This window comes from Streptomyces sp. NPDC048337, assembly GCF_043201175.1.
Lineage (GTDB): Bacteria > Actinomycetota > Actinomycetes > Streptomycetales > Streptomycetaceae > Streptomyces.
In genome coordinates this window covers 85,798-109,742 of the sequence record NZ_JBICYR010000019.1, presented here as the reverse complement: position 1 = coordinate 109,742, position 23,945 = coordinate 85,798, and the positions used below count along the sequence as shown (strand labels likewise).

At 71.9% G+C, this 23,945-nt stretch carries 25 protein-coding genes and 1 riboswitch; of the genes, 18 read left to right on the top strand and 7 right to left on the bottom strand.

The features are described from left to right. Positions 1 to 45: 45 nt before the first annotated feature. The 9 genes from lepB (ACGFYU_RS27190) (at position 46) to ACGFYU_RS27150 (ending at position 7,563) form a co-directional block, all read left to right on the top strand. Entirely contained in the window at positions 46 to 924 is an 879-nt protein-coding gene (lepB, locus tag ACGFYU_RS27190) for a signal peptidase I (RefSeq protein WP_393829936.1), read from the top strand. A gap of 61 nt (positions 925 to 985) precedes the next feature. After that, complete coding sequence (lepB, locus tag ACGFYU_RS27185; RefSeq protein WP_393829988.1) at positions 986 to 1,750, top strand: signal peptidase I; 765 nt, start codon at positions 986 to 988, stop codon at positions 1,748 to 1,750. Beyond that, positions 1,740 to 2,246 carry an NUDIX hydrolase gene (locus tag ACGFYU_RS27180; RefSeq protein ID WP_393829935.1) on the top strand — a complete coding sequence of 169 codons (507 nt, stop codon included), beginning with the start codon at positions 1,740 to 1,742 and terminating at the stop codon, positions 2,244 to 2,246. The genes lepB (ACGFYU_RS27185) and ACGFYU_RS27180 overlap by 11 nt, the downstream gene beginning before the upstream one ends. Positions 2,247 to 2,301: 55 nt before the next feature. Then, positions 2,302 to 2,610 carry a DUF2469 domain-containing protein gene (locus tag ACGFYU_RS27175; protein WP_005311352.1) on the top strand — a complete coding sequence of 103 codons (309 nt, stop codon included), beginning with the start codon at positions 2,302 to 2,304 and terminating at the stop codon, positions 2,608 to 2,610. A gap of 119 nt (positions 2,611 to 2,729) precedes the next feature. Then, complete coding sequence (locus tag ACGFYU_RS27170; protein WP_393829934.1) at positions 2,730 to 3,116, top strand: YraN family protein; 387 nt, start codon at positions 2,730 to 2,732, stop codon at positions 3,114 to 3,116. Then, positions 3,116 to 4,747, top strand: coding sequence for a YifB family Mg chelatase-like AAA ATPase (locus tag ACGFYU_RS27165; protein WP_393829933.1), 1,632 nt, complete (start codon positions 3,116 to 3,118; stop codon positions 4,745 to 4,747). Before ACGFYU_RS27170 ends, ACGFYU_RS27165 begins: the two co-directional genes overlap by 1 nt. Then, positions 4,744 to 5,907: a DNA-processing protein DprA gene (gene dprA, locus ACGFYU_RS27160; protein ID WP_393829932.1), complete on the top strand. Its 1,164-nt coding sequence runs from the start codon at positions 4,744 to 4,746 to the stop codon at positions 5,905 to 5,907. Before ACGFYU_RS27165 ends, dprA begins: the two co-directional genes overlap by 4 nt. A 209-nt stretch (positions 5,908 to 6,116) precedes the next feature. Beyond that, positions 6,117 to 6,953: an RNA polymerase sigma factor WhiG gene (gene whiG / locus ACGFYU_RS27155; protein WP_393829931.1), complete on the top strand. Its 837-nt coding sequence runs from the start codon at positions 6,117 to 6,119 to the stop codon at positions 6,951 to 6,953. A gap of 52 nt (positions 6,954 to 7,005) precedes the next feature. Then, on the top strand, positions 7,006 to 7,563 hold the full coding sequence (locus tag ACGFYU_RS27150; protein WP_393829987.1) for a TetR/AcrR family transcriptional regulator: 558 nt from the start codon (positions 7,006 to 7,008) through the stop codon (positions 7,561 to 7,563). Here the strand turns inward: ACGFYU_RS27150 and ACGFYU_RS27145 are convergent. Further along, the gene (locus ACGFYU_RS27145) at positions 7,517 to 8,062 is read right to left on the bottom strand and encodes a M23 family metallopeptidase (RefSeq protein WP_393829930.1); all 546 of its coding nucleotides are present in this window, start codon (positions 8,060 to 8,062) and stop codon (positions 7,517 to 7,519) included. The two genes, ACGFYU_RS27150 and ACGFYU_RS27145, sit on opposite strands and share 47 nt — an antisense overlap. Before the next feature lie 250 nt (positions 8,063 to 8,312). Between ACGFYU_RS27145 and rpsB the strand changes: the two genes are divergently transcribed. From rpsB to ACGFYU_RS27100, 9 genes are all read left to right on the top strand, one after another. Further along, positions 8,313 to 9,191 (top strand): 30S ribosomal protein S2, encoded by an 879-nt coding sequence (rpsB, locus tag ACGFYU_RS27140; RefSeq protein WP_365174640.1) that lies wholly within the window; start codon positions 8,313 to 8,315, stop codon positions 9,189 to 9,191. Positions 9,192 to 9,326: 135 nt separating this feature from the next. Then, positions 9,327 to 10,163, top strand: a complete 837-nt coding sequence (gene tsf, locus ACGFYU_RS27135; protein WP_030718538.1) for a translation elongation factor Ts — start codon at positions 9,327 to 9,329, stop codon at positions 10,161 to 10,163. Positions 10,164 to 10,326: 163 nt separating this feature from the next. After that, the gene (gene pyrH / locus ACGFYU_RS27130) at positions 10,327 to 11,106 is read left to right on the top strand and encodes a UMP kinase (RefSeq protein ID WP_073913371.1); all 780 of its coding nucleotides are present in this window, start codon (positions 10,327 to 10,329) and stop codon (positions 11,104 to 11,106) included. 84 nt (positions 11,107 to 11,190) lie between these two features. Then, positions 11,191 to 11,748: a ribosome recycling factor gene (gene frr, locus ACGFYU_RS27125; RefSeq protein WP_393829986.1), complete on the top strand. Its 558-nt coding sequence runs from the start codon at positions 11,191 to 11,193 to the stop codon at positions 11,746 to 11,748. Further along, positions 11,748 to 12,824, top strand: a complete 1,077-nt coding sequence (locus ACGFYU_RS27120; protein ID WP_393829929.1) for a phosphatidate cytidylyltransferase — start codon at positions 11,748 to 11,750, stop codon at positions 12,822 to 12,824. The genes frr and ACGFYU_RS27120 overlap by 1 nt, the downstream gene beginning before the upstream one ends. Positions 12,825 to 12,917: 93 nt before the next feature. Continuing rightward, on the top strand, positions 12,918 to 14,030 hold the full coding sequence (rlmN, locus tag ACGFYU_RS27115) for a 23S rRNA (adenine(2503)-C(2))-methyltransferase RlmN (RefSeq protein WP_393829928.1): 1,113 nt from the start codon (positions 12,918 to 12,920) through the stop codon (positions 14,028 to 14,030). Positions 14,031 to 14,050: 20 nt separating this feature from the next. Then, positions 14,051 to 14,161, top strand: a riboswitch (TPP riboswitch). A gap of 90 nt (positions 14,162 to 14,251) precedes the next feature. Beyond that, positions 14,252 to 15,346, top strand: coding sequence for a thiamine ABC transporter substrate binding subunit (locus ACGFYU_RS27110; protein WP_393829927.1), 1,095 nt, complete (start codon positions 14,252 to 14,254; stop codon positions 15,344 to 15,346). 95 nt (positions 15,347 to 15,441) lie between these two features. After that, positions 15,442 to 17,058, top strand: coding sequence for an ABC transporter permease (locus tag ACGFYU_RS27105; RefSeq protein ID WP_393829985.1), 1,617 nt, complete (start codon positions 15,442 to 15,444; stop codon positions 17,056 to 17,058). Next, on the top strand, positions 17,058 to 18,107 hold the full coding sequence (locus ACGFYU_RS27100; protein ID WP_393829926.1) for an ABC transporter ATP-binding protein: 1,050 nt from the start codon (positions 17,058 to 17,060) through the stop codon (positions 18,105 to 18,107). The genes ACGFYU_RS27105 and ACGFYU_RS27100 overlap by 1 nt, the downstream gene beginning before the upstream one ends. Here ACGFYU_RS27100 and ACGFYU_RS27095 read toward each other — a convergent pair. The 6 genes from ACGFYU_RS27095 to ACGFYU_RS27070 all read right to left on the bottom strand — a co-directional run bounded on the left by ACGFYU_RS27095 (position 18,104) and on the right by ACGFYU_RS27070 (position 23,931). Next, positions 18,104 to 19,360 carry a cytochrome P450 gene (locus ACGFYU_RS27095; protein ID WP_393829925.1) on the bottom strand — a complete coding sequence of 419 codons (1,257 nt, stop codon included), beginning with the start codon at positions 19,358 to 19,360 and terminating at the stop codon, positions 18,104 to 18,106. The genes ACGFYU_RS27100 and ACGFYU_RS27095 overlap by 4 nt on opposite strands. A 15-nt stretch (positions 19,361 to 19,375) precedes the next feature. Further along, positions 19,376 to 20,770, bottom strand: coding sequence for an NAD(P)/FAD-dependent oxidoreductase (locus ACGFYU_RS27090; protein WP_393829924.1), 1,395 nt, complete (start codon positions 20,768 to 20,770; stop codon positions 19,376 to 19,378). Further along, positions 20,760 to 20,990, bottom strand: coding sequence for a ferredoxin (locus tag ACGFYU_RS27085; RefSeq protein WP_393829923.1), 231 nt, complete (start codon positions 20,988 to 20,990; stop codon positions 20,760 to 20,762). Before ACGFYU_RS27085 ends, ACGFYU_RS27090 begins: the two co-directional genes overlap by 11 nt. A 146-nt stretch (positions 20,991 to 21,136) precedes the next feature. After that, entirely contained in the window at positions 21,137 to 21,757 is a 621-nt protein-coding gene (locus tag ACGFYU_RS27080) for a hypothetical protein (RefSeq protein WP_393829922.1), read from the bottom strand. Between the two features lie 103 nt (positions 21,758 to 21,860). Further along, complete coding sequence (locus ACGFYU_RS27075) at positions 21,861 to 22,760, bottom strand: hypothetical protein (protein WP_393829921.1); 900 nt, start codon at positions 22,758 to 22,760, stop codon at positions 21,861 to 21,863. 79 nt (positions 22,761 to 22,839) lie between these two features. Further along, entirely contained in the window at positions 22,840 to 23,931 is a 1,092-nt protein-coding gene (locus ACGFYU_RS27070; RefSeq protein ID WP_393829920.1) for an LOG family protein, read from the bottom strand. Between the last annotated feature and the right edge of the window lie 14 nt (positions 23,932 to 23,945).

Genomic DNA, 23,945 nt, shown 5'->3' with positions numbered 1-23,945 from the left:
TCGGCGCGGGCGGCGAATTCCGAGTGAGGAGTGGATGTGGGGGACGTGGCGGTAGGCGCACGATCCGGACGCGACGAAGGCGACGAGCGGCCGGACGATGCCGTCAAGCGCGAGGCCGAGGAGGACGGCGGCACCAAGGCGCACCCGCACCGCTCCTTCTGGAAGGAGCTCCCGCTCCTCGTCGGCATCGCCCTGCTGCTGGCCCTGCTGATCAAGACCTTCCTGGTGCAGGCGTTCTCCATCCCGTCCGACTCGATGCAGGACACCCTGCAGCGCGGGGACCGGGTCCTGGTGGACAAGCTGACCCCGTGGTTCGGCTCCGAGCCCGAGCGCGGTGAGGTCGTGGTCTTCCACGACCCGGCGGACTGGCTCGCCGGGGAGCCCACCCCCGAGCCGAACTTCATGCAGACGATCCTCAGCAAGATCGGTCTGATGCCGGACGCCGCCGAGAAGGACCTGATCAAGCGGACCATCGCCATCGGCGGGGACACGGTCGAGTGCAAGAAGGGGGGACCGGTCGTCGTCAACGGCAAGGAGCTCGTCGAGCCGTACATCTTCCCCGGGAACACCCCGTGCGACGACGCCCCCTTCGGTCCGATCACCGTGCCCAAGGGCAAGATCTGGGTGATGGGCGACCACCGGCAGAACTCCCAGGACTCCCGCTACCACATGCAGGACTCCACCCAGGGCTTCGTCCCGGTCGACAAGGTCGTCGGGCGGGCCGTGGTCGTCGCCTGGCCGATCACCCGCTGGGCGACCCTGCCGATCCCGGACACCTTCGACCAGCCGGGCATCGGCAAGCAGAACAAGGCCGCCGCGCTCGCTCCGGTCGGGCTGGGTCCGGCCGCACTGGGGCTCACGGGGGCCGTGCCGCTCGTCATGTGGCGCCGGCGGAGGCTGACTCGGGGCCGTACCGCCGGGTAGGGTGCCGCCCAGGTCGACGATCTCCGAGTGTGGGGGCGCTGCAATGGGCGGAAAACAAGAGATACGCGGTAGCGGGGATGGCCGCGGCGGACTCGGCAACGTGCTGTCGGGTATCGCCGTGGCCATCGGTTTTGCGCTCTTCCTCGGCGGCTTCGTGTGGGGAGCGGTGGTCTACCAGCCCTACACGGTGCCGACGGACTCGATGATGCCCACGGTGCGCCCCGGGGACCGGGTGCTGGCCCAGCGCATCGACGGCGGTGAGGTGCGCCGCGGGGACGTGGTCATCTTTACTGATTCCATGTGGAGCGATTCGCCCATGGTCAAGCGGGTCGTCGGCATCGGCGGCGACACCGTGAAGTGCTGCGGCCCGGCCGGCGAGCTGACCGTGAACGGCACGCCCCTGGACGAGCCCTACATCGACGCCACCAAGCCCGACTCGGGCCTGGCCATGCCCGTCGGGGAGCCACCGGCGCCCGGGACCCCCTTCGAGGTGAAGGTGCCCGAGGACAACCTCTTCCTGCTGGGCGACCGGCGCGGCGCCTCCCTGGACTCCCGGGCGCACCTCCAGGAGGCCGGGCAGGGCACCGTCCCCCGGTCGACGGTCAGCGCCCGCGTCGACGCCCTGGCCTGGCCCTCCCAGGCCATGCTGGAGCGGCCGCGGACGTACGCGGGCCTGCCGGGCGGAGTCTCCCGGCCCGGGCCCCTGCGCCTCCAGGTGGCGGCGGTGGTCGCCGGGGCCGCGCTGGTGCTGCTGGGCGCCGCGTACGGCCCCCTCGTACGCGTCCTCGGGCGCGGGCGGCGGCAGGAGCGGGCCGGTGTCCGCTGAGGCGGCCGCCGACGGCGGCCCCCGCAAGGTGTCACGGGTGATCCTGCTCGACCCGGCGGACCGGATCCTGCTGCTGCACGGCTTCGAACCGGCCGACCCCGAGGACGACTGGTGGTTCACCCCGGGAGGCGGGGTGGAGGGCACCGAGAGCCGGGAGCAGGCCGCGCTGCGGGAGCTGGCCGAGGAGACGGGGATCACAGAGGTCGAGCTGGGGCCGGTGCTGTGGCACCGGTACTGCTCCTTCCCCTTCGACGGGCGGCGCTGGGAGCAGGACGAGTGGTACTTCCTGGCACGTACCGCCCAGACGGTGACCCGGATGAGCGGGCTCACGGAACTGGAGCGGCGCAGCGTCACCGGAGCCAGGTGGTGGACCTCCGAGGAACTTCTCTCGGCCCATGAGACGGTGTACCCGACCAGACTCGCCGAGCTGCTCCGAACGCTGCTCGACGACGGTCCTCCGGGTGCGCCGGTGGTCCTGGCTCCGGAAATCGTTTAGGGGCGCACGAGCCTGGCGCACAATAGGGGGACGCACGGCTGAAGGGGAACATGCCATGAGTGCCGAGGACCTCGAAAAGTACGAGACCGAGATGGAGCTGAAGCTCTATCGGGAGTACCGCGACGTCGTCGGGCTGTTCAAGTATGTGATCGAGACCGAACGCCGTTTCTACCTCACCAACGACTACGAGATGCAGGTGCACTCGGTCCAGGGCGAGGTCTTCTTCGAGGTCTCGATGGCCGACGCGTGGGTCTGGGACATGTACCGGCCGGCCCGGTTCGTGAAGCAGGTGCGGGTGCTGACCTTCAAGGACGTGAACATCGAGGAGCTCAACAAGAGCGACCTCGAACTGCCCGGCAGCTGAGTTCCCTCCCGGTCGCTCCCTCGTGTGGGTGACCGGGTTGTCCACAACGGCGGGGTTGTCCACCAAGATCCACGGGGTGGGCGGGGGCGCGGGATCGTCGGTACCGGAGGTGGTGCCGAATGAACGCGAAGGACGTGGCCGCGACGGACGTGGCACGGCAGGCATTGGGGCGGTACGGCGAGGAGCTCGCCGCGCGGCGACTGGCCGAGGCCGGGATGACCGTGATCGCCCGGAACTGGCGGTGCCGGGGCGGGGAGATCGACATCGTCGCCCGGGACGGTGACGCCCTCGTCGTGTGCGAGGTCAAGACCCGCCGGGCGGGAGACTTCGAACATCCCATGGCCGCCCTGCGGACCGTCAAGGCCGAGCGCTTACGGGGACTCGCCGGGCGCTGGCTCGCCGACCACGGGGGACCACCCCCGGGCGGGGTCCGCATCGACCTGGTCGGGGTCCTGTTGCCGCGGCGCGGTGCGCCCGTGGTGGAGCACGTCAGGGGGGTGGCCTGATGGGTTTCGCGCGAGCCTGTTCGGTCGCCCTGGTGGGCGTCGAAGGCGTGGTGGTGGAGGTCCAGGCCGACCTGGAGCCCGGGGTCGCGGCCTTCACGCTGGTGGGCCTGCCCGACAAGACCCTCGTCGAGAGCCGGGACCGGGTGCGGGCCGCAGTGGTCAATTCGGGCGCGGCCTGGCCGCAGAAGAAGCTCACGGTCGGCCTCAGCCCGGCCTCCGTACCGAAGTCCGGTGCCGGTTTCGACCTGGCCGTCGCGGCGGCCGTCCTGGGCGCCGCCGAGGTGGTCGCCCCCGGCGCGATCGCCGATCTCGTCCTGATCGGGGAGCTGGGGCTGGACGGCCGGGTGCGCCCGGTCCGGGGGATCCTGCCGGCCGTCCTCGCCGCGGCGGACGCCGGGTACCGGCAGGTGGTGGTCCCGCAGCAGTGTGCCGCAGAGGCGGCGCTCGTACCGGACGTCGCGGTGCTGGGCGTGCGCAGCCTGCGCCAGCTGATCGCGGTCCTGACCGACGGGGTCGTCCCGGAGGAGGCCCCCGATCCGCCGGGCCGCCCGGATCCGATACTGGCCGGGCTGGCCCTGCCGGGGGCGGGCCTGGGCACGGGCCTGGCAGCCGGCCGCTCCGGGCAGGGCGATGCCGGGGACTTCCCCGACCTCGCCGACGTGGCCGGCCAGCACACCGCCCGCCGGGCCCTGGAGGTGGCGGCCAGTGGGGGCCACCACCTCTTCCTCAGCGGGCCGCCCGGGGCGGGCAAGACCATGCTCGCCGAGCGGCTGCCCTGGATCCTGCCGCCGCTCACCCGCCAGGACTCCGTGGAGGTCACGGCCGTCCACTCGGTGGCGGGCATCCTCCCGCCCGGCGAGCCCCTCGTCGCCAGACCGCCCTACTGCGCCCCGCACCACTCGGCGACCATGCAGTCCCTGGTGGGCGGCGGCAACGGGGTCCCGAGGCCCGGAGCAGTGTCCCTCGCCCACCGGGGCGTGCTCTTCCTCGACGAGGCCGCCGAGTTCCACAGCCAGGCGCTGGACGCCCTGCGGCAACCCCTCGAATCCGGGCACGTGGTCATCGCCCGTGCGGCCGGGGTGGTCCGGCTGCCCGCCAGATTCCTCATGGTGCTCGCGGCGAACCCCTGCCCGTGCGGGCGCCACACCCTGCAGGGAGCCGGCTGCGAGTGCCCGCCCTCGGTGATCCGGCGCTACCAGGGGAGGCTGTCCGGGCCGCTGCTCGACCGGGTGGACCTGAGGGTGGAGGTCGAGCCCGTGACCCGCTCCGACCTGCTGGGGCAGGGCGGCCGCGGGGAGCCCACCGCCGCGGTCGCCGAGCGGGTGCGGGAGGCCAGGGAGCGCGCCGCCGCCCGGCTCGCCGACACCCCCTGGCGGCTCAACTCCGAGGTGCCCGGGCAGGAGCTGCGCACCCGCTGGCAGCCTGCCCCCGGAGCCCTGGCACAGGCCGAGCGGGACCTGGAGCGCGGACTGCTCACCGCCCGCGGGCTGGACCGGGTGCTGCGCGTCGCCTGGACCGTCGCCGACCTGCGGGGGCGGGACCGGCCCGACGCGCTGGACGTGGCCGTCGCCCTGGAACTGCGGACCGGCATCGCCCGCGGGGCGACCCTGGCGGCAGGGGCCGGGCCGTGACCCCGGAGGAGTTGGCGCGGGCCGCGCTGACGCGGGTGCTGGAGCCCGGGGACGAGCACGGCGGGCGCTGGCTGAGGGAGTACGGCGCCGTCGGGCTGATGCGGCTGCTGACGGCGCCGGATGCGGAGCCGGGTGTTCCGGGCGGGGTGGGGGAGGAGCGGCTCGCCGGGTACCGCAGGCGGGCCGCGCTGGCCGACCCCCGGCGGGACCTGGAGCTGGCCGCCGAGTCGGGGGGCCGGTTCGTGTGCCCCGGGTCGGCGGAGTGGCCGACCCAGCTCGACGACCTCGGCGACGCCCGGCCCGTCGGCCTGTGGCTCCGGGGCAGACCGAGCCTGCGTACCTGGGCGCTGCGCTCGGTCGCCGTGGTCGGGGCCCGCGCCTGCACCCCGTACGGGGCCCACATGGCTCAGACCCTGGCCGCCGGGCTCGCCGAGCGGGGCTGGGTCGTGGTCTCCGGGGCCGCCTTCGGGATCGACGGCGCCGCCCACCGGGGGGCGCTGGCCTCGGGCGGCGCCACCGCGGCGGTGCTGGCCTGCGGGGCGGACGTCGCCTACCCGCGGGGACACGCCGGGCTCCTCGGCCGGATCGCCGGCCAGGGCCTCGTCCTGGGGGAGCTGCCGCCGGGCAGCCACCCCACGCCCAGCCGCTTCGTCCTGCGCAACCGGGTCATCGCCGCCCTCACCCGGGGAACGGTCGTGGTGGAGGCCGCCCACCGCAGCGGTTCACTCGTCACGGCCCGGCGGGCCCGGCAGCTCGGGCGGATCACCATGGGGGTCCCCGGGCCCGCCACCAGCGGGCTCTCGGCCGGGGTGCACGAGCTACTCCGGGGTGAGGCGGCCCTCGTGACCGACGCGGACGAGGTGATCGAGCTGGTCGGTTCCATCGGCGAGCTGGCCCCCGAGCGCCGCGGCCCGGTCGTCGCGCGGGACCTGCTGGACCGGGAGACCGCCCGGGTGCTCGAAGCGCTGCCCGCCGGCAGACCGGCGGACGTGGAGCAAGTGGCACTTGCCTCCGGCACCGGCACCGATGAAGTCATCGGCAGACTGTACGAACTTCACTCTCTGGGGTTCGTCGAACGGCAGGGCGACGGCTGGCAGTTGACAAGGCAGACACCTGGAGGAGGCACACAAACCGGGGCCACCCGGCGAGGCGGTCATTGACCTGGGGCGTTCCGGTGAAAGAGTGAAACCGATGAGAGACGCGGTCTTCCCGGTGGCAGCCGCCGGGACCGTGCGCACGGCGCCGGTCCCGGGTTGCCCGCGCGAGTCGGAACGCCCCTGCGCCCCCGCGCCATCCCGTACTCTTCGCGCACCGCGACACTTCCGTCACGCTACGCTCCCAAGGAATCCGGCTCCGGCAAAGGCGAAGCATGCCCCAGCACACCTCAGGGTCCGACCGCGCTGCTGTGCCCCCCGCTGCCCGCGGCAGCGTGCGGTCCACCGCGCCCTCGTCCCTGGAGGTGCTCTGGCGCGCGTACAAGGACTCCGGTGACGAACGGCTCCGGGAGCAGCTGATCCTGCACTACTCGCCGCTGGTCAAGTACGTCGCCGGCCGCGTCAGCGTGGGCCTGCCGCCCAATGTGGAACAGGCCGACTTCGTCTCCTCCGGGGTCTTCGGACTCATCGACGCCATCGAGAAGTTCGACATCGACCGGTCGATCAAGTTCGAGACCTACGCCATCACCCGGATCCGCGGCGCGATGATCGACGAACTGCGGGCCCTGGACTGGATCCCGCGCTCGGTGCGGCAGAAGGCGCGGGCCGTGGAGCGGGCCTACGCCACGCTGGAGGCCCAGCTCCGGCGCACGCCGACGGAGGGCGAGGTCGCCGGGGAGATGGGGATCGCGGTGGACGACCTCCATGCCGTCTTCAGCCAGCTGTCCCTGGCCAACGTGGTCGCCCTGGAGGAACTGCTGCACGTCGGCGGCGAGGGCGGCGACCGGCTCTCGCTGATGGACACCCTGGAGGACACCGCCGCCGACGATCCGGTGGAGGTGGCCGAGGACCGGGAGCTTCGGCGGCTGCTGGCGCGGGCCATCAACACCCTGCCGGAGCGGGAGAAGACGGTGGTGACCCTCTACTACTACGAGGGGCTCACGCTGGCCGAGATCGGCAACGTGCTGGGCGTCACCGAGAGCCGGGTCAGCCAGATCCACACCAAGTCGGTGCTGCAACTGCGGGCGAAGCTGGCGGATGTGGGGCGGTGACCTTGCGGGACCTCCGTAGAGTGGACACGTGCCCAGGATTCGAGCGGCCTCCGTGGCCGAGCACCGGTCGATGCAGCGCGGCGCCCTCTTGGACGCCGCGCGTTCCCTGTTGTCCGAAGGCGGGACGGAGGCGCTGACCTTCCCCGCCCTCGCGGAGCGGACCGGGCTCGCCCGGTCCTCCGTCTACGAGTACTTCCGGTCCCGCGCGGCCGTGGTCGAAGAGCTGTGCGCGGTGGACTTCCCCGTGTGGGCGGCCGAGATCGAGGCGGCCATGCAGGAGGCGGAGTCGCCGGAGGCGAAGATCGAGGCCTACGTGCGGAGCCAGTTGGGGCTGGTGGGGGACCGGCGGCACCGGGCGGTGGTGGCGATCTCGGCGAGCGAGCTGGACGCCGGGGCGCGGGAGAAGATCCGCGCCGCCCACGGGGGGCTGGTGGCGATGATCGTCGAGGCGTTGGCCGCCCTTGGGCAGCCGGAGCCCCGGCTTTCGGCGATGTTGCTGCAGGGCGTGGTCGACGCGGCCGTACGGCGGATCGAGCTCGGAGCTGCCGAGGTTCCCGAGGTCGTCACGGAGACCGCCGTCGCCATGGCCCTGCGGGGCGTCCGGGGCTGAGGCCCCCGGGGCTCCGCCCCGGACCCCGCGCCTCAAACGCCGGCGGGCTGGGCGATGGCAGCAGCCGGGGAGTCGGGCGGGGGAGGAGGGTGAGGGGGTTGAGGTACACCTCGCCCGCCAGGAGGCCCCAGTGGAGGCACGGGGTCGGGCAGTGGGAGCCCGGCGTCAGGGTCGCGACCGCCTGGCCCGCCGTGACCTCCTCGCCCTCCGAGACCAGGGGGCGGACCGGCTCGTAGGTCGTGCGCAGGCCGTTCGGGAGGGTGAGGGAGAGGACCCCGCGGCCCGCGACCTGCCCGGCGTAGTGCACCCGCCCCGGACCGACCGCGCGGAGCTCCGCGCCCACCGGCGCGGACAGGTCCACACCGCGGTGGCCGGCCGCGTACGGGGTCGGGGGCGGGTCCCACCAGCGGGTCACCGTCAGGGGCGGCGGCAGCGGGCGGACCCCGGGGAGGGCCGCCTGGGCCAGAGCCAGCAGCAGGCTGAGCAGCAGTGTCGTCATGGGGCACAGCCTCCCCGCAGGCGCCGGGATCGCGGGCGGGCCTGTGGACGGCCCGGCGCATGGGGACAACGCCGTCACCCGGCATACCGCCGGGTCCCGTACACTTCTTGTGGCGATCCGGGTCACCGGGTCGACTTCGCACGCCCCGGCACCAGCCCGAAAGGGCCAGGTGACAGCGTCTCTCGGTCCCTCATGGGGGCAGGGCGCGGTGGGGCGTCAGGAACCAAACCGAGAAACCAAGGAGATGGCCATGGCCGTCGTCACGATGCGGGAGCTGCTGGAAAGCGGCGTCCACTTCGGTCACCAGACCCGCCGCTGGAACCCGAAGATGAAGCGCTTCATCTTCACGGAGCGCAACGGCATCTACATCATCGACCTGCTCCAGTCGCTGTCGTACATCGACCGCGCCTACGAGTTCGTGAAGGAGACCGTCGCCCACGGCGGTTCCATCATGTTCGTCGGTACCAAGAAGCAGGCCCAGGAGGCCATCGCCGAGCAGGCGACCCGCGTTGGCATGCCGTACGTCAACCAGCGCTGGCTGGGTGGCATGCTCACCAACTTCTCCACCGTCTACAAGCGCCTCCAGCGTCTGAAGGAGCTTGAGGCGATCGACTTCGAGGACGTCGCCGCCTCGGGTCTCACCAAGAAGGAGCTCCTGGTCCTCTCCCGCGAGAAGGCCAAGCTGGAGAAGACCCTCGGTGGTATCCGCGAGATGTCGAAGGTCCCCAGCGCCGTCTGGATCGTCGACACCAAGAAGGAGCACATCGCCGTCGGTGAGGCGCGCAAGCTCCACATCCCGGTCGTCGCGATCCTCGACACCAACTGCGACCCCGACGAGGTCGACTACAAGATCCCGGGCAACGACGACGCGATCCGCTCCGTCACCCTGCTCACCCGCGTGATCGCCGACGCCGTCGCCGAGGGCCTCATCGCCCGTTCCGGTGCCGCGACCGGTGACTCGAAGCCGGGCGAGAAGGCCGCCGCCGAGCCGCTCGCCGAGTGGGAGCGCGACCTGCTCGAGGGCGACAAGAAGGCCGACGACGCCGCTGAGGCCGCTCCGGCCGAGGCCGCCGCCGAGGCCCCGGCCGCCGAGGCCGAGGCCCCGGCCGCCGACGCCGAGCAGGCCTGACCCACTGAGAGCGCCCGGCGTTCACGCGCCGGGCACTCGCAGCACGGACGATGACGGCGGGGGAGCCGCGCCACAAGCGCGGCGCCTCCGCCGTTCACCCGTAGATCTACGACTTCGAGAGAGAATCACAGACTCATGGCGAACTACACCGCCGCTGACGTCAAGAAGCTCCGCGAGCTCACCGGCGCCGGCATGCTGGACTGCAAGAACGCGCTCGTGGACGCCGACGGCGACGTCGACAAGGCCCAGGAGGCCCTCCGCATCAAGGGTCAGAAGGGCGTCGCCAAGCGCGAGGGCCGTTCTGCCGAGAACGGCGCGGTCGTCTCCCTCATCGCCGACGACAACACCTCCGGTGTCATCGTCGAGCTGAAGTGCGAGACCGACTTCGTCGCCAAGGGCGAGAAGTTCCTGGCCGTCGCCAACCAGCTGGCCGCGCACGTCGCCGCGACCTCCCCGGCCGACATCGAGGCGCTGCTCGCGTCCGAGATCGAGCCCGGCAAGACCGTCACGGCCTTCGTGGACGAGGCGAACGCCAACCTCGGCGAGAAGATCGTCCTGGACCGCTTCGCGCAGTTCACCGGCGGTTACGTGACCGCGTACATGCACCGCACGATGCCCGACCTGCCGTTCCAGATCGGCGTCCTGGTCGAGCTCGACAAGGAGAACGCCGAGGTCGCCCGCGGCGTGGCGCAGCACATCGCCGCGTTCGCCCCGCAGTGGCTGTCCGCCGAGGACGTCCCGGCCGAGAAGGTCGAGTCCGAGCGTCGCATCGCCGAAGAGGTCACCCGCGCGGAGGGCAAGCCCGAGGCTGCCATCGCGAAGATCGTCGAGGGTCGCGTCAACGGCTTCTTCAAGGACGCCACGCTGCTCGGCCAGGCCTACGCCCTGGACAACAAGAAGTCCGTCCAGAAGGTTCTGGACGAGGCCGGTGTCACCCTGAAGCGCTTCACCCGCATCAAGGTCGGCATCTGAGTCCGTCCGTACGCGACGGACACCCGGACCCCGGTAGGGTCTGAGGCAGTCGTCCGCGCTCGCGCAGGACGACCGCAGATCTGACGAGGAGGCCATTGCCGCAGAGGGAACCGCAAGGACCCACCGGCAATGGCCTTCTTCGTATGTGCACGAGGAGATCTCCATGAATCAGGGCGTGGACCCCCACACCGCTTCCGACGACAAGAGCGACCAGGACAAGAAGGGCCGCCGCTTCATGCTGAAGCTGTCGGGCGAGGCCTTCTCGGGTGGCAGAGGACTGGGCGTCGACCCCGACGTCGTGCACGCCATCGCGCGCGAGATCGCCGCCGTGGTCCGTGACGGCGCGGAGATCGCCGTCGTGATCGGCGGCGGAAACTTCTTCCGCGGCGCCGAACTCCAGCAGCGCGGCATGGACCGGGCCCGCTCCGACTACATGGGCATGCTCGGCACGGTCATGAACTGCCTCGCCCTCCAGGACTTCCTGGAGAAGGAGGGCATCGACTCCCGCGTGCAGACCGCCATCACCATGGGCCAGGTCGCGGAGCCGTACATCCCGCTGCGCGCAGTGCGCCACCTGGAGAAGGGCCGCGTCGTCATCTTCGGCGCCGGCATGGGCATGCCGTACTTCTCCACCGACACCACGGCCGCCCAGCGCGCCCTGGAGATCGACGCCGAGGCCCTGCTCATGGGCAAGAACGGTGTCGACGGGGTCTACGACTCCGACCCCAAGAAGAACCCCGACGCGGTGAAGTTCGACGCACTGGAGTACGGCGAGGTCCTCTCCCGGGACCTCAAGGTCGCCGACGCGACGGCGATCACGCTGTGCCGCGACAACAAGCTGCCGATCCTCGTCTTCGAACTGCTCGCCGAGGGCAATATCGCGCGCGCCGTCAAGGGTGAGAAGATCGGCACGCTTGTCAGCGACCAGGGAACCCGGGCCTGAGCTGTCCGCCGCCGGGCCGGGCCCTGCCGGGCCCGCCCGTCCCGCCCGCCTGAACCATCCAATCAAGACATGCAGGAGCACGTGGTGATCGAAGAAATCCTCCTCGAGGCCGAGGAGAAGATGGAGAAGGCCGTCGTCGTCGCCAAGGAGGACTTCGCCGCGATTCGCACCGGCCGTGCGCACCCGGCGATGTTCAACAAGATCGTGGCGGACTACTACGGCGCCATCACGCCCATCAACCAGCTCGCCTCCTTCTCGGTGCCCGAGCCGCGCATGGCGATCGTGACCCCGTTCGACAAGAGCGCGCTGCGCAACATCGAGCAGGCCATCCGCGACTCCGACCTCGGTGTCAACCCGAGCAACGACGGCAACATCATCCGGGTGACCTTCCCCGAGCTGACGCAGGACCGCCGCAAGGAGTACATCAAGGTCGCCAAGAACAAGGCCGAGGACTCCAAGGTCTCGATCCGCTCCGTGCGCCGCAAGGCGAAGGACGCCCTCGACAAGCTCGTCAAGGACAAGGAAGCCGGCGAGGACGAGGTGCGCCGCGCGGAGAAGGAGCTCGACGACACCACCGCGAAGTACGTCGCGCAGGTGGACGAGCTCCTCAAGCACAAGGAAGCCGAGCTCCTCGAAGTCTGATGAACGACTCTTCCTGGCAGCCGGAGCCGGTTCCGGCGGGTCCCGCATACGATGCGCAGGTGGGCCCGCACACTCGGCCCATGCCCATCGTGCCCGATGCCGCCGGCCGTGACTTCGACGACCGGGAAGCACGCGATCGGGGGGCCGCACCGGACAGCGGCCCCCTCTTCCGCGACGAGACGCCGCCGCAGGAGCCCATGCCCAGCCCCCCGCCCCCGCCCTCGCAGGTACCGCAGGACGCCTCGCCCCCGCCGCAGAAGAAGCGCGCCGGGCGGGACCTGCGTGCCGCCATAGGGGTCGGCGTCGGCCTCGGCGCGGTGATCTTCGCTTCGCTGTTCATCGTCAAGGCGGTCTTCGTCGGCGTCATCGTCGTCGCGGTCGTCGTGGGCCTGTGGGAGCTCACCTCCCGGCTCCAGGAGAAGAAGGGCATCAAGGCCCCGCTGGTACCGCTCGCGGTCGGTGGCGCGGCCATGGTCATCGCCGGGTACGTCCGGGGAGCCGAGGGTGCCTGGGTCGCCATGGCCCTGACCGCGCTGGCGGTCCTGGTCTGGCGGATGACCGAACCGCCCGAGGACTACCTCAAGGACGTCACGGCGGGCGTCTTCGCGGCCTTCTACGTGCCGTTCCTGGCCACTTTCGTCGCGATGCTGCTCACCGCCGACGACGGGCCCCAGCGCGTGGTCACCTTCCTGCTGCTGACCGTGGTCAGCGACACCGGGGCCTACGCGGTCGGCTGGCGCTTCGGCAAGACCAAGCTCGCGCCCCGCATCAGCCCCGGCAAGACCCGCGAGGGGCTCTTCGGCGCGGTGGCCTTCGCCATGGCGGCCGGCGCGCTGTGCATGGAGTTCCTGATCGACGACGGCTCCTGGTGGCAGGGCTTGCTGCTGGGGCTGGCGGTCGCGGTCAGCGCCACCCTGGGCGACCTCGGCGAGTCGATGATCAAGCGTGACCTGGGCATCAAGGACATGGGCACCCTGCTCCCCGGCCACGGCGGCATCATGGACCGCCTGGACTCCCTGCTGCCGACGGCCCCGGTGGTCTGGCTGCTGCTGGCGGCCTTCGTCGGCACCGGCTGACCTGCGAAAAGGGGTCGCAACACGCCGGGCGGTTACTCTTGAAAGGCGCGCTGCTTCTGCGGCGCGCCTTTCGTCTTACAAGGAGTACCTGCCATGGCCCGCCCCGTTCCGGGAGAGCTCACCTTCGTCGCCCCTCGCGGGGCCAAGAAGCCGCCCCGGCACCTCGCCGACATGACCCCGGCCGAGCGCCGCGAGGCGGTCGCCGCGATCGGTGAGAAGCCGTTCCGGGCCAAGCAGCTCTCCCAGCACTACTTCGCCCGGTACGCGCACGACCCGGCCGAGTGGACCGACATCCCGGCGGGCTCCCGCGAGAAGCTCCAGCAGGAGCTGCTGCCGGAGCTGATGAACGTCGTCCGGCACATCAGCTGCGATGACGACACCACCCGCAAGACCCTGTGGAAGCTGCACGACGGCACGCTCGTCGAGTCCGTGCTGATGCGCTACCCCGACCGGGTCACCATGTGCATCTCCTCGCAGGCCGGCTGCGGCATGAACTGTCCGTTCTGCGCCACCGGCCAGGCAGGCCTGGACCGCAACCTGTCCACCGCCGAGATCGTGCACCAGATCGTCGACGGCATGCGCGCCCTGCGCGACGGCGAGGTCCCCGGCGGCCCGGCCCGCCTGTCGAACATCGTCTTCATGGGCATGGGCGAGCCGCTGGCCAACTACAACCGCGTGGTCGGCGCCATCCGCCGCCTCACCGACCCGGAGCCCGACGGCCTGGGCCTGTCGCAGCGCGGCATCACGGTCTCCACCGTCGGCCTGGTCCCGGCCATGCTGCGCTTCGCCGACGAGGGCTTCAAGTGCCGCCTCGCCGTCTCGCTGCACGCGCCCGACGACGAGCTGCGCGACACCCTGGTCCCCGTGAACACCCGCTGGAAGGTCCGCGAGGTCCTCGACGCGGCGTGGGAGTACGCCGAGAAGTCCGGCCGCCGGATCTCGATCGAGTACGCGCTGATCCGCGACATCAACGACCAGGCCTGGCGCGGCGACCTCCTGGGCAGGCTGCTCAAGGGCAAGCGCGTCCACGTCAACCTGATCCCGCTGAACCCGACGCCGGGCTCCAAGTGGACCGCCTCGCGGCCCGAGGACGAACGCGCCTTCGTGGAGGCCATCGCCCGGCACGGCGTGCCCGTGACCGTACGGGACACCCGCGGCCAGGAGATCGACGGCGCCTGCGGCCAGCTGGCGGCGAGCGAGCGGTAGGCTGGCCCGCGTACATCTGCATATTCCGACAGGGGAGCGCCACAGCGCTGAGAGTGCGGTAACCGTCAGGCCGCAGACCCTCTGAACCTTGCCCAGGTCATTCTGGGTAGGAAGTTCGGTCATCACCTCAAGCTGTTGCGCCCTGCCCCGGGCGCCCCGCTCGACAGAGCGCCCGGGGCAGGGCCGCGTCTTCTCCTGGTCACCCCAGGAGGAATGTTTACGTGAGCACCAAGAAGATCGTGGGGGCGGCGCTGGCCGCCGCCCTCGGCGTCACCACACTGGCCGCGTGCGGCGACGGCGGCAAGGACAAGACCGCGGGCGCGAGCGAAGCCCCGAAGTCCAAGACCGTCACCCTCGTCTCCCACGACTCCTTCAACGTGACCGAGGCGGTCCTCAAGGAGTTCGAGCAGCAGAGCGGCTACACCGTCAAGGTGCTGAAGTCCGGGGACGCGGGCGCCGCCCTGAACCAGGAGATCCTCACCAAGGGCTCCCCGCGCGGCGACGTCTTCTTCGGTGTGGACAACACCCTCCTCTCGCGCGCCCTCGACAACGGAATCTTCACGCCGTACGAGGCCAAGGGCCTGGCCGGGGTGAAGCCCGAGTACGTGCTCGACAAGGAGCACCGGGTCACCCCGATCGACTCCGGCGACATCTGCGTCAACTACGACAAGGCGTACTTCGCCGACAAGAAGATCGCCCCGCCGCAGACGCTGGACGACCTGGTCAAGCCGGAGTACAAGAACCTGCTGGTCACCGAGAACGCCGCGACCTCCTCGCCCGGCCTCGGCTTCCTGCTCGCCTCCGTCGGCAAGTACGGCGAGGACGGCTGGAAGGACTACTGGAGCAAGCTCAAGGCCAACGGCGTCGAGGTCGTCGACGGCTGGGAGCAGGCCTACAACGAGCGCTTCTCCGGCTCCGCGGGCGGCAAGAAGGCCAAGGGCGACCGCCCGCTGGTCGTCTCCTACGCCTCCAGCCCGCCGGTCGAGGTGCTCTACGCCGACCCGCAGCCGGCCGAGGCCCCGACGGGCGTCGCCACCGGCACCTGCTTCCGCCAGATCGAGTTCGCCGGTCTGCTGAAGGGCGCGAAGAACGAGGAGGGCGGCAAGGCCCTGATCGACTTCCTGATCGGCAAGAAGTTCCAGGAGGACATGCCGCTCCAGATGTTCGTGAACCCCGTGACGAAGGACGCTGCCCTGCCGGAGCTGTTCACGAAGCACGGCGTGGTGGTCGAGAAGCCCGAGAACGTGGCTCCGGAGACCATCGCCAAGAACCGTGAGCAGTGGGTCAAGGCATGGACCTCGCTCGTCGTGAAGTAGGCGGTACGCAGGAGTCGGGCGCGGCGTCGGGGGGCGCCGCGCCGGACCCCGGCCCCCGCGAGGGCGTCCGGGCGACGGCCGTGCGGCTCGCCCTGATGGCCGTGCCCCTGGCCTTCTTCGGGCTGTTCTTCGCCTACCCCGTCACGGCGATCGTCGGGCGGGGACTCAAGACCGACGCCGGCTGGCAGTTCGGCCGGATCGGCGAGGTGATCACCCGGCCCGACATCGCCGACGTGCTGTGGTTCACCACCTGGCAGGCGCTCGCCTCCACCGCGCTCACGCTGCTGATCGCACTCCCCGGCGCGTACGTGTTCGCGCGCTTCGAGTTCCCCGGCAAACAACTGCTGCGGGCCCTGGTGACCGTTCCCTTCGTGCTGCCGACCGTGGTGGTCGGCAGCGCCTTCCTCGCGCTGGTCGGCCGGGGCGGGCTGCTGGACGAACTGTGGGGCGTCCGGCTCGACACCACCGTGTGGGCGATCCTGCTCGCGCACGTCTTCTTCAACTACGCCGTCGTCGTACGGACCGTCGGCGGGCTCTGGGCGCAGCTGGACCCGCGCCAGGAGGAAGCCGCCCGGGTACTGGGCGCGGGCCGGTTCGCCGCCTGGCGGCGGGTGACGCTGCCCGCGCTGGGCCCGGCGGTGGCAGCCGCCTCGCTGATGGTGTTCCTGTTCACCTTCAGCTCCTTCGGCGTCGTGCAGATCCTCGGCGGACCCTCGTACGCCACCCTGGAGGTGGAGGTCTACCGGCAGACCGCGCAGCTCCTGGACCTGCCCACGGCCGCCGTGCTGACGATGGTGCAGTTCGCCGCGGTGATGCTGATCCTCGGCGTGCACGCCTGGACCGTGCGCAAGCGGGAGACCGCGCTGCGGCTGGTGGACCCTGGGCGGACCGCGCACCGGCCGCGCGGGACCGGGCAGTGGCTGCTGCTCGCGGGCGTGCTCCTGACGGTGGCCCTGCTCGTCGTGGCGCCGCTGGGCGTCCTGGTGGAGCGGTCCTTCGACGCGCCCGGCGGGTACGGCCTCGGCTTCTACCGGGCGTTGCAGGACGCGGGCGCCGGTGGCGGAACGTTCCTGGTGCCGCCGCTGGAGGCGATCTGGAACTCCCTGGGGTACGCCGCCACCGCCACCGCCATCGCCCTGGTCATCGGCGGGCTCGCGGCCGCGGCGCTGACCCGGCGCGGAGGCCGCTTCGTACGGGGCTTCGACGCGCTGCTGATGCTCCCGCTGGGCGTCTCCGCGGTGACCGTGGGCTTCGGCTTCCTGATCACCCTGGACAAGCCGCCGCTGGACCTGCGGACTTCGTGGATCCTGGTGCCGCTCGCCCAGGCACTGGTGGGCGTGCCTTTCGTCGTACGGACCATGCTGCCGGTGCTGCGTGCCGTGGACGCGCGGCTTCGGGAGGCCGCCGCCGTGCTCGGCGCCTCCCCGCTGCGGGCCTGGCGGGAGGTGGACCTGCCGCTGGTGCGGCGGGCGCTGCTGATCGCGGCCGGGTTCGCCTTCGCGGTCTCGCTGGGGGAGTTCGGCGCGACCGTGTTCATCGCGCGGCCGGACCGGCCGACGCTGCCGGTGGCCGTGGCGCGGCTGCTGGGGCGGGCCGGTGAGCTGAACTACGGGCAGGCGATGGCCCTGAGCACGATCCTGATGCTGGTGTGCGCGGTGTCCCTGCTGGTGCTGGAGCGACTGCGACCCGACAAGACCTCCGGAGAATTCTGATGACACTGCTTCAACTGGAAGGGGTGTCGGTCCGCTTCGGTGAACGAGCCGTTGGGTACGCCCTGGATCGCGTGGACCTCGCGGTCGCCGAGCACGAGATCGTGTGCGTGCTGGGGCCGAGCGGAAGCGGCAAGTCCACGCTGCTGCGGGTCGTCGCGGGGCTCCAGCCGGTGTCCGGGGGACGGGTGGTGCTGGGCGGGGCGGACCAGGCCGGCGTGCCCGTGCACCGGCGGGGCGTGGGCCTCATGTTCCAGGACCACCAGCTCTTCCCGCACCGCGACGTCGGCGGGAACGTCGCCTTCGGGCTGCGCATGCGGGGCCTTGCGCGCACCTCGTACGAGGCCCAGGTCGCGGAGCTGCTGGAGCTGGTCGGGCTCCCCGGAGCCCAGCGCCGGGCGGTGGCCTCCCTGTCGGGCGGCGAGCAGCAGCGGGTGGCGCTGGCCCGGGCGCTGGCCCCGTCGCCGCGGCTGCTGATGCTGGACGAACCGCTGGGACAGCTGGACCGCGGGCTGCGGGAGCGGCTGGTGGTGGAGCTCCAGGGGCTGTTCTCCCGGCTGGGCACGACGGTGCTCGCCGTCACGCACGACCAGGGGGAGGCCTTCGCGCTGGCCGACCGGGTGGTGGTGATGCGGGACGGGCGGATCGCGCAGACGGGGACGCCGCTGGAGGTGTGGCAGCGCCCGGCCTCGGAGTTCGTGGCGCGGTTCCTCGGCTTCGAGAACGTGGTCCCGGCGACGGTGTCCGGCCGTGCCGCGGCGACCGCGTGGGGCCGGATCCCGGTCCCGGAGGGCTCCCCCGAGGGGCCGCACCAGCTGCTGGTCCGCCCCTCCGGGGTGGTGCTCGCGGCGGCCGGCCTGCCCTGCGAGGTGGTCGCGCGGACCTTCCGCGGCACGCACGTCTCCCTCCGGCTGCGGCCGGAGGCGGGGCCGCAGCTGGAAGCCGAATGCGGGCTGGCCGGGGCGCCGGCGGTGGGCGACCGGGTCGCGGTCACCTTCAGCCCGGCCGAGGTCGTCGTCCTGAAGGCGGACACCCGCCGGGACACCCCCTAGGCGGGGAGGATCTTGTCGCAGCCGATCGGCAGGTGGCGCGGGCCGCGCAGGACCGCGTTCTGGCGGTAGGGCGGCGGGTCCTCCAGCAGCCGGGGGTTCTCCAGCCTGCGGGCCAGCTCGCTCAGGGCCAGCGCGGCCTCCAGCCGGGCCAGCGGCGCGCCGAAGCAGCTGTGGATGCCGCTGCCGAGGCCCAGGTGCTGGACGTCCGGGCGGTCCGGGTCGAAGCGGTCCGGGTCCTTGAACCGCCGGGGGTCGCGGTTGCCGGAGGCCAGGATCAGCCAGAGCGAGGAGCCCTTGGGGATGGTCACGCCCTCCATCTCGATGTCGGCCAGGGGAGTGCGCTGCGGCAGCAGCTGCACCGGGGGCTCGTAGCGCAGCAGCTCCTCCACGATCGGGACGGACAGCGCCGGATCGGCGCGCAGCCGGTCCAGGACCTCCGGATGGCGCAGCAGGGTGAGCATGCCGTTGGTGATCAGGTTGACGGTGGTCTCGTGCCCGGCGATCAGCAGCAGCGCCGCGGTGCTGAGCACTTCCATCGTGCTCATGGCGCCGTCCGGCCCCTGCCCGGTCGACAGCTCCGAGAGCATGTCCCCGGTGGGGTTCTTGTGCCGCTCCTCGATCAGCCCGGCCAGGTACATGCCGAGTTCCATGCGGGCGCCCTGCGTCTTCTTGACGCGTTCGGTGGGATCGGCGTCCGGATCGGGGTCCAGGCTCGCGGCGAGCGTGTCGGCCCAGACGTGGAAGCGGGCCTCGTCCTCGCTCGGCACGCCCAGCAGCCGGCAGATCACCGTGACCGGGAAGGGGTACGAGAACTCCTCGACCAGGTCGATCCGCCCCGGGTCGCCCCGCTCGGCGATCGCGTCGATCAGACCGGTGACGATGCCGCCCAGCTCGCCGCGCATGTCGTGGACGCGGTGCGGGGAGTGCGGCGGCCCGAAGGGGCGGTTCGTCATCCGGCGCAGCCGGTCGTGGTCGGGCGGGTCCAGCTTCAGGAAGGACGGGGGCAGGGCCGTCTGGCCTTCCTCCTCGTCCCCCTCGTTCAGCAGGTCGCCGGCGGTCGATGCCAGGTTGCGGGAGTCGGAGCTGATCCGCGGATCGTGCAGCAGGCTCTTGATCTCGTGATAGGTGCTGACGACGTACGGTCCGTCCCCGTCGTGGAACACCGGCCCGGTCTTGCGGAGCTCCTCGTACAGGGGATACGGGTTGGCCCGGCTGGAGTAGTCGAGGATCTGCCGCAGGATGCCTTCAGTCATGAGAGGTCCTCGTGCTCAGTTGTGCGCCGGCGTGAAGGTCATCCGCCGGTCGGCCGGCGAGTAACCGCTCAGGGTGATGGTCGGGCCGTGCGTCGGCACCGACGGGTCGGGGAAGTCCGGGTCCAGCGGCTTGTTCCCCTCGCTCCTGCGGTCCACCGTCGCGTAGGGCGGCGGGAACGGAGCGGTCTGCTCGATCTGCCGCTCGTAGAAGTCCAGCCAGCGGCACTGGTCGAAGGTGACGGCGCCGATGACGCGCCCCTGGTAGCCGTAGACGCCGACGAACCTGCGCTCGGCGCGCGACCCCTGCGCGATGAGGATCTCGGTCCCCATCGAGGGCACCCCGACCGACTTGATGTTCACCCCGAACTGGGAGGACCAGAAGGCCGGCACCCACACGTGGGGGCGGCGGTCCACGCCTTCGCTGAGCATGTTGTGCGCCGCCGTCTCGGCCTGGGCGACGGCGTTGCCCCAGTGCTCCAGGGAGAGGAACTGGTACCCGAACAGCGCGTGCGGGGAGCGTGCCACGTCACCCGCCACATAGATGTCGTCGGTGACGATGCCCCAGATGTTGAAGGCCCGGCAGCCCGCGTCGCAGGCGATGCCCCGCGGGCCCGCGCCCAGTCCGGATCCGGCCAGCCACTCGGTGTTGCGCTGGGCGCCGAGCCCCACGATCACGACGTCGGTCTCCAGGACGGTGCCGTCCGAGATGTGGGCGGCGCGCACCTGGCCCGAGGAGTCGCCCTCCAGCCCGGTGACCATGATCCCGGTCCGCAGATCCACCCCGTTCTCGCGGTGCATCTCGGCCGCGACCTCGCCGACCACCCCGCCCAGGGCCCCGACCAGGGGCGCGGCGCCCCGCTCGGCGACGGTGACCGCGAGATCCCGCTCCCGGCAGGCGGAGGCGATCTCGGAGCCGGTGAACCCGGCGCCGATGACCAGCACCCGGCGCGGTCCGGCCGCGAGCCGCCGCTCCAGGGCGGTGCCGTCGTCCCGGGTACGCAGGGTGAAGACGCCTTCGAGGGCCGCCTCCTCCTCGTTCGGCCACGGCCGGGCCCGTACCCCGGTGGCGATCAGCAAGCGGTCGTACTCCACCTCGTCCCCGTCGGCGAGCTTGACCCGTCTGCCCGCCATGTCCAGACCGGTGGCGGGTACGCCGAGCCGCCACTTGGCGTCGATGTCACGGCGGCGGGGGAGGGCCGTACGGTCCGCGGTCGCCTTGCCCAGCAGGACCTGCTTGGACAGCGGAGGGCGGTCGTACGGCTCGTAGGGCTCGTCGCCGATCATCGTGAGAGATCCGGCGAACCCCTTCTCGCGCATGGTCTCGGCGGCCCGCAGGCCGGCGAGGGAAGCGCCCACGACCACGATGCGGCCTTCGCGCTTGAGCCGCTCCAGGGCTGAGTCACCGCTCACCACTCGCCTCCGCGGTCGACAGGGAACCGTTCATCGCGTCCATCAGGATGGCCCTCACGGGGCAGGCGTGGACGGCGCGGACGACGTTCTCGCGGTGCTCCTCATCGGGCTGCGGGTTGTACAGCAGCGACTCGTCGCCGTGCATGGCGAACACGTCCGGGGCGAGGAACGCGCACTGGGCATAGCCCTGACAGCGGTTGAGGTCCACGACAAGTCTCATGAGGCGTCAGCCCTTCCGTGACCTGGTCACCCCCGCTACCGACCGGCCCCGAGACCCCCGAGCCCCGCCCCTGACTCTCCTTCTTCCAGCATGCGCGCGACGGCCAACCGGCGCCCGTCGGGACGCGGGCCCGGCAGCGGCGGGGCTCAGGCGGGCCGGTTCAGGCTCGTCCGCAGCACGTGGAGGCTCACGGCCAGCACCCAGAACGGGAAGACCAGCTCGGACCAGGGCACGCCGGGGGCGACGACCAGGAGCGCCAGCCCGCAGGCGAAGCCGAAGGCGGAGAGCGGGCGCGGGAAGACCCCGAGGCGGCGCCCGATGGTGGAGGTCGTGAAGACGAACACGGCGGCCATCCGCATCGCGTAGGTCGTGAGGACGGTGTACGCGAAGGGACGGCCGAAACCGGAAGGCGGTGTGGCCTCCCCCAGTACCGTCCCGGCCGCCGCGGCGGCGACGAACAGGGTGGCGGTGAAGACGAACCCGCTGCCCAGGAAGACCGTCGCGACGAACCGGTCCTCCCTCTCGCCCGCGTGCGCGCGCAGCGCCCCCATGAACCACAGGAAGAAGATCCCGGCGAACGGGACGATCTCCAGCGCCGTGCGGACCGCCCAGCGGTCCCCCTCGTCGACGGGGGCGTCGGCCGGGCTCCCCGAGGGGATGGCGATCCGCATGAGCACAATGGCCGCGGTCAGCAGGACCGCGAAGACGACCCCGGCCATCCCCGCGGCCCGGGGCGTCCGCATCCGCGTCGTGGTGGAGGAGTCCATGCCTCCAGCAGGGGGCAGCCGCCGCGCCCCCGCCACCCCGCGGACCCGGGGGAGTGAACCGGCGCGCCGACCGGATCGGGACGCGCGGGGCGGGGAGGCCGGGTCAGGAGACCGGGACCGGCTCCGGTGCTTCCTCCTGCGCTCCCTCGTGCTTGCCGTACCAGGCGACCGCCACCGCGCCCGTGACGGCCAGGACGAAGCCGAGGACCGCCAGCCAGGCCAGGCCCGGGCGGGAGGCGTCGCCGAGCCACAGGACGCCGATCGCGCCCGGCAGGACCGTCTCGCCGACGACCAGGGCCGCCGTCGCCCCGTTCACCGAGCCGATCTGGAGGGCGACCGTGTGCAGGTACATGCCGCCGATGCCCGCCAGCAGGATGGCGTAGAGGGCCGGGTCGGAGAGCAGGGTGCCGAGGTCGAAGGGGTCGACGCCGTCCAGGATCCGCACGCCGACGCCCAGCGCGCCGAAGCCCAGGCCGGACAGCAGACCCGCCAGGATCGCCGCCCCGCCGCCGAGGAGGCGTACGGCGACCGTGCCGCCCACCATCAGCAGCAGCGTGATCCCCAGTAGCCACCAGTGCGTGGACATCGGCGCGTGGTGGCCGCCCTCGTGGCCCGCCGCCGTCGCCAGCAGCACCAGCGCGGTGCAGACGACCCCGATCGAGGTCCACTCCTTGCGGCTCAGCCGGATGCCCAGCATCTTCACGCTCAGCACGGCCGTGATCACCAGGTTGGCGCTGATCACCGTCTGGGACAGGAACAGCGGAAGGAGCCGGGCCGCCAGCGCGCCGAGGCCGAAGCCCACGAAGTCCAGGATGGTGCCGACGATGAACTCCCAGGTCATGGCGGCTTTGGCGGTGGACGACAGGTTCGGTCCGCCATGTGCCGTCACCCCGGCCGAGGGCGGGGACTTCCGGGCGGCGCGCCGCGATCCGACGGCTTGCAGCACGGATCCCGTGCCGTAGCAGAGGGACGCCGCGACAGCGGTCAGCAGGCCTATGAGCACCGAGGGCTCCGTTCACGTCTGGCAGGTTTTGCGTACCTCTGCCAGACGTGTGAACGGGCCGGGAAGTTGCCTCCGGACGTCAGGCCATTGCGGCGAGGGCGTCCGGGACCTCGTCCACGGAGTCCACCAGGGCGATCCGGGACTCCATCGCCCGGCCGCGCGCCAGAGCCTGGAGCAGCGGCCACGTGGGGAGGTGCTCGGTCCAATGGGCCCGGTCGACCAGGACCATCGGCGCGGGCTCGCCCCGCGACTCGTAGTAGTTCGGCGTCGCGCTGTCGAAGATCTCCTGCACGGTGCCCGCCGCGCCCGGCAGGAACACCACGCCCGCGGTGGACCGGGCCAGCAACCCGTCCTCCCGGGTGGCGTTCGCGAAGTACTTGCCGATGTGCCCCGCGAAGGCGTTCGGCGGCTCGTGCCCGTAGAACCAGGTCGGGATGCCCACCGAATCGCCGCCGTCGGGCCAGCGCTCCCGTACGGCGAAGGCCGCCCGAGCCCAGTCGGACACCGACGGCGCGAAGGACGGGGCCTTGGCCAGCAGCTCCAAGGCCTCCGGAAGGGCCGCGTCCGGGGCCGGGGCCAGGTAGGCGCCGAGGTTGGCGGCCTCCATCGCGCCGGGGCCGCCGCCGGTGGCCACCGTGAGCCCGGACCGGGCCAGCACCCGCCCCAGCCGCGCCGCGCCGAGGTACTCCGTACCGCCGCGGGCCATGGCGTGGCCACCCATCACGCCCACCACCCGGGCGCCGGCGAGGTGCTCGTCGAGGGCGTCGGAGATGGCGTCGTCGTGGATGGAGCGGAGCATCGAGGAGAAGATGTCGCCGTCGGCCTTGGTCTCCTGGAACCAGGCGTAGGCCTGCGCGTCCGGAGTGGCCTCGTAGCCGCCCGACAGCCCCGCGAACAGCTCCTCGGGCGTGTAGAGCAGACCGCGGTACGGGTTGAACGGCAGGTCGGGGACCGGCGGGAAGACCAGCGCACCGTCCGCGCGGACCTTCACCGAGGCGTCGGGCTCCATCGCGCAGCCCAGGAACACGGCCGCCGAGGTGTCGGCGGACAGCAGCGCGAAGGTCCGCTCCAGCAGGTTGACCGACTGGATCCGGTAGCCGCTCAGCGAGCCCCGGGCCACGACCCGGTCGAACTCGGCGAGCGTCTCGATCTCGATGTCTGCGTTGACCATTCGGCCCACCCTAA